Source organism: Pseudomonas japonica, assembly GCF_900188455.1.
Classification (GTDB): Bacteria; Pseudomonadota; Gammaproteobacteria; order Pseudomonadales; family Pseudomonadaceae; genus Aquipseudomonas; species Aquipseudomonas japonica.
In genome coordinates, this window is sequence record NZ_FZOL01000012.1 from 184,539 (window position 1) to 189,255 (window position 4,717).

The 4,717-nt window shown below is 64.7% G+C and carries 4 protein-coding genes; 2 read left to right on the forward strand and 2 right to left on the reverse strand.

Features of this window, described 5'->3' with window-relative positions:
• Nucleotides 1-153: 153 nt before the first annotated feature.
• Nucleotides 154-1,548: an aspartate aminotransferase family protein gene (locus tag CHB99_RS16395; protein ID WP_042122195.1), complete on the forward strand. Its 1,395-nt coding sequence runs from the start codon at nt 154-156 to the stop codon at nt 1,546-1,548.
• 81 nt (nt 1,549-1,629) lie between these two features.
• Nucleotides 1,630-1,851 (forward strand): MbtH family protein, encoded by a 222-nt coding sequence (locus CHB99_RS16400; RefSeq protein ID WP_042122194.1) that lies wholly within the window; start codon nt 1,630-1,632, stop codon nt 1,849-1,851.
• Between the two features lie 523 nt (nt 1,852-2,374).
• On the opposite strand, the gene CHB99_RS16405 is transcribed toward CHB99_RS16400, so the two are convergent.
• Nucleotides 2,375-2,914 (reverse strand): hypothetical protein, encoded by a 540-nt coding sequence (locus CHB99_RS16405; protein WP_042122192.1) that lies wholly within the window; start codon nt 2,912-2,914, stop codon nt 2,375-2,377.
• The gene (locus tag CHB99_RS16410) at nt 2,911-4,125 is read right to left on the reverse strand and encodes a PepSY-associated TM helix domain-containing protein (RefSeq protein WP_042122190.1); all 1,215 of its coding nucleotides are present in this window, start codon (nt 4,123-4,125) and stop codon (nt 2,911-2,913) included. The genes CHB99_RS16405 and CHB99_RS16410 overlap by 4 nt, the downstream gene beginning before the upstream one ends.
• Nucleotides 4,126-4,717 lie beyond the last annotated feature (592 nt).

Here is a 4,717-nt window from a genome sequence, read left to right on the forward strand (position 1 = left end):
AGCGGCGCAGCGCGCTGCGGAAAAAAACTGTTTCAGCAGGTAAATCCGCAGCGCGCTGGTGCGTTTTTCAAACAAGGAATGAATGCCTGTCGCGAGGGCTCGCGACGGGTCACCCACGGTTCACCTCATCCATCTTTCTTGAGGGTTGCACAGATGTCAGTCGCTATCAGGTTTACCGATGCTCAGGACGCCGGCGAGACGCTCTACCAGTTCGACGAATCGCCGCTGCTGGCCCGGCAAAGCCGCCAGGAATCCAACGCGCGCAGCTACCCGCGGCGTATTCCGCTGGCGCTGAAGCGTGCGAAGGGCCTGCATGTCGAGGACGTCGAAGGACGTCGTTTCATCGACTGCCTGGCCGGTGCCGGCACCCTGGCCCTGGGCCACAACCACCCGGTGGTGATCGAGGCCATCCAGCAGGTGCTCAGCGACGAACTGCCGCTGCACACCCTCGACCTGACCACCCCGGTCAAGGACCAGTTCGTTCAGGACCTGTTCAGCATTCTCCCGCCAGCGCTGGCGGCGGAAGCGAAGATCCAGTTCTGCGGCCCGACCGGCACCGACGCCGTGGAAGCGGCGCTGAAGCTGGTGCGTACCGCCACCGGGCGCAGCACCGTGCTGTCGTTCCAGGGTGGCTACCACGGCATGAGCCAGGGCGCCCTGAGCCTGATGGGCAGCCTCGGGCCGAAACGCCCGCTGGGCGCCATGCTCAGCAGCGGCGTGCAGTTCATGCCGTACCCCTACGACTACCGTTGCCCGTTCGGCCTGGGTGGCGCGGCGGGGGTCAAGGCCAACCTGAATTACCTGCAGAACCTGCTCAGCGATCCGGAGGCCGGCGTGCAACTGCCGGCGGCGGTGATCGTCGAGGTGGTGCAGGGCGAGGGCGGGGTGATCCCGGCGGACCTGGACTGGCTGCGCGGTGTGCGCGCCATCACCGAGAAGGCTGGCGTGGCGCTGATCGTCGACGAAATCCAGAGCGGCTTTGCCCGTACCGGCAAGATGTTCGCCTTCGAACACGCCGGCATCATCCCGGACGTGGTGGTGATGTCCAAGGCCATCGGCGGCAGCCTGCCGCTGGCGGTCATGGTCTATCGCCAGTGGCTCGACAGCTGGGCGCCGGGTGCCCATGCCGGCACCTTCCGCGGCAACCAGATGGCCATGGCCGCCGGTTCGGCGGTGATCCGCTACCTCAAGGAGCACAACGTCTGCGAACACGCCGCCGCCATGGGCGAGCGCCTGGCCGGGCACCTGCGCGACCTGCAGCGTGACTACCCGCAACTGGGCGACATTCGTGGGCGTGGGCTGATGCTCGGGGTCGAGCTGGTGGACCCGAGTGGCGAAGTCGATGCGCTGGGTCATGCGCCGTACTTCCCGCGTCTGGCGCCGCTGGTTCAGCGCGAGTGCCTCAAGCGCGGCCTGATCCTCGAACTGGGTGGCCGGCATGGCAGCGTGGTGCGCTTCCTGCCGCCGCTGGTGATCACCGCCGAGCAGGTCGACGAAGTGTCGGCGATCTTCGGTCGCGCTTTGGCCGCGGCGGTGGCCAGCCTGTAATTTTTCTGCCTGGCGCAACGTTACTTACACAAGAGGGCCGCGTGGCTGCGCGGCCCGTCTGGATAATCACGGAGAGCAGCAATGACTTCAGTATTTGACCGCGACGACATCCTGTTTCAGGTAGTGGTCAACCACGAGGAGCAGTATTCGATCTGGCCGGACTACAAGGACGTGCCAGCGGGCTGGCGCACCGTGGGCAAGAGCGGGTTCAAGCAGGAGTGCCTGGCGTATATCGAGGAAGTGTGGACCGATATGCGGCCGTTGAGCCTGCGGCAGAAGATGGAGGCGCAGGCGGCGCAGTGATTGTGGCTGTTGTGCCTGTCTGGAAAACGCCCCGGTGGATGCCGGGGCGTTTTTGTTTCTGCGGGTGAGAGGTCGGGCAGCTTGTGATTTTTGTAGGAGCGAGCTTGCTCGCGAAGCGGTTCCGGTGCTTTGGTGAGTTTCAGGTCCGGGTACCGAGGGTATATCCATTGACGATGGTGACGCGAAATCACCTTTCCGCCCCCACGGCGGCTTACTTTTGGAAAGGCCCAAAAGTAAGCAAAAGGCCTCCCGACCTACATCCGGCCCTGCGCTGCGCTCCGGGTCCCCTCGCTCCGGCGCCGCTCCGTCGGGCACGCGCCGACGGGCCATCCATGGCCTGACGGCGCTTGGCGGGCTCCTGCCCGCCATCCCGACTCCGCGACACCTCCACTCGGCCTCCTGAAGGCCGGGACCATCAAGATCAAGATCAAGATCAAGATCAAGAGCCAAAGCCAAAGCCAAATCGGTGCGGGATGCTGCATCCGGGCATGATGGAAAACCCTGTGGGACCGGCCTGCCAAACCTACTTCTTCACCTGCCTCCCCAACCACTCCACCGTCTTCGGCGAAGCCTGCGCCAGCGGAATGGCCGCCTGATGCATCGACCCATCCCAGCCTTCCATGGTGATCCACAGCTGCGCATCCGCCGGGGTGTTCGGCGGGATCTGGATGTACGCCCCGAGCCGATGCGGCGAGCCGAAGAAGATCACCCCGGCCGCGCGCAGGCTGCGTGGCTTGCCGATGCGCAGGTAGGTGGCCTTGACCCGTTCGCCACACGCCTCGCACAACTCGGCATTGAAGCTCTTCATGTACCCGGAAACCCCGTCCAGCTCCGGTTCCTTGTCCTTCAGTTCGGCCAGCTTGAGGCTCCACGGGCCGACCTGGACATCGCCGACCAGGCGCTGCCCCAGGCCGTCATCACCGCGAAACAAGGCGGTGTCGGCGAAGTACTTGGGCATGAATCCCAGCGGGATCAGGACCATGAGGATGTTCAGGTGGAAGCGCCACTTGTGCCACAGGCGCGACAGGTTCGATTCGGGCCGGGCGGTGATGTCCTTGCTCACAGTGAGTTCTCCACGGGTTCGCTGGCGTCCTGCTCGCGCGGGGCCTTGCGGCTGGCTTTCAGCTCGGCCTTGGCCTCGCGCTTGAGCGCGGCGACGGTGGCCAGGGCGGTGCGCTTGCTCCAGATCAGCAGGCCACTGAGCACCATCAGTGACAGCACCAGGCCGAAGAAGGCCCAGATCAGCTTGATCCAGATCCCGCCGAAGTCACCGGTGTGCAACGGGCGCATCGATTCGGTGACCAGCTCCAGGTTGGTCCGGTCCGAGAGCAGGTAGGTCGAGGTCACTTCACCGGTATAGGGGTGGATGTTCACCAGTTGGTACATCAGCGGGTACCAGCTGCGGCCGAACGCCTGCATCGTGCCGTAGGTGTTGCTCGGCAGGATGATCCCGCTGGGGTCGAGCCCCGGCACTTGCGCCTGGGCGATGAGCAGGGCCTTGTCCAGGCCGATGATCGGCGCCGGGCTGCCGTCGGCGGTGAGCGGCACGCTGTCGTGGGCCAGCACTTCGGTGGCGGCGGAGTAGGTGCTCAGGCTGATCTGGTTGTCGGAGAGGATCGCCTGGATCAGGAACCAGACGCCGGTCACCGAGATCACCGCGATGAACCAGATCGACCAGATGCCGCTGAGGCGATGGAAGTCGCCCCAGAAGATCCGTGCGCCATGGCGCAGGCGCAGTACCGGCTTGAAGAAGCCTTTCCAGAAGCGCTTGTAGACCACCAGTCCGGTGATCAGCGAGGCGAGCATCGGCAGGCCGAGCAGCGACACCAGGTACCAGCCCCAGGGGTAGCCGTTGGTGTAGGGCACCAGCCACCAGCCATGCAGGGCGCGGGTGAAGTTGCGGAAGTTGAAGTCCGGGGCGTAGCCCTGCAGCTCGGCGCTGTAGGGGTTGACGTAGGCGGTGACGCTGCGCCCGCCGGAAAGGGTGCCGCTGACGTTGAGGGCGAAGTACTCGCCGTCGGGCTGGAGGATGGTGTTGACGTCCAGCTCCGGGTGCTGCTGGTGCAGGCGCCGCATGATCTCGTCGTAGCTCAGCCGCTGCGCCGTGTCGTCCGGCTGGGTGGCGCGCATTTCCGGGTAGGCGACCCACATGATTTCCTTGGCCACCACCGCCAGGGTGCCGGTCACGCAGACGATCAGCACGAAGAACCAGATCGGCAGGGCCAGCCAGCTGTGCACCAGGAACCAGATTTTCGAACGGGACTTCTTCGACATGGGGTAACGCTCTCGCTGCAAGGCCGACGGATTCGGTCGGGTATTCGCTGTCCATGAAAACGGTGGCGACCACCGTGCATCTGTTTCTGAACGAACGAGGGCGTGGGTACTTTAGGGGGGTGATGTAAGTAAATATTTCATTGGGCGTGGGGTGGGTGGGAATTGGCATCGGCATCGCGAGCTGATCCAGTGCGGGCGGTGACGCCACCGGCCCCTTCCGCCTCTACGGCGGGTCTATTTTGAAAGGCTTGTCGGGGGACCGCATCAAGGCCGCTAGGTGCCTGTCTTGAGTCTTGCAGCGCCCTCCAGATCGAGCGCCGCCCGCGCGGCGCATCGCGAGCTCGCTCGCTCCTACATTTTTTGCAACGTGCCATGGCCTGTGAGAGCGGCGTTGCCAGCCTTTGGCGCTTGGCGATCTATCGGGGGAAGCCGTTGGGGTCGGCGCGATACCGCGTCGTGCAAACAAGGCGGTCAACCATGGCCTGTCAGACATAGGTACGTTGCAACAAATGTAGGAGCGAGCGAGCTCGCGATGCGCCGCGCGGGCGGCGCTCGATCTGGAGGGCGCTGCAAGACTCAAGACAGGCACCTG

Excerpts from the sequence above, each read along its gene's own strand:
- CHB99_RS16395 (WP_042122195.1), top strand. The coding sequence starts at position 154 with ATGTCAGTCGCTATCAGGTTTACCGATGCTCAGGACGCCGGCGAGACG.
- CHB99_RS16400 (WP_042122194.1), top strand. The coding sequence starts at position 1,630 with ATGACTTCAGTATTTGACCGCGACGACATCCTGTTTCAGGTAGTGGTC.
- CHB99_RS16410 (WP_042122190.1), bottom strand. The coding sequence starts at position 4,125 with ATGTCGAAGAAGTCCCGTTCGAAAATCTGGTTCCTGGTGCACAGCTGG.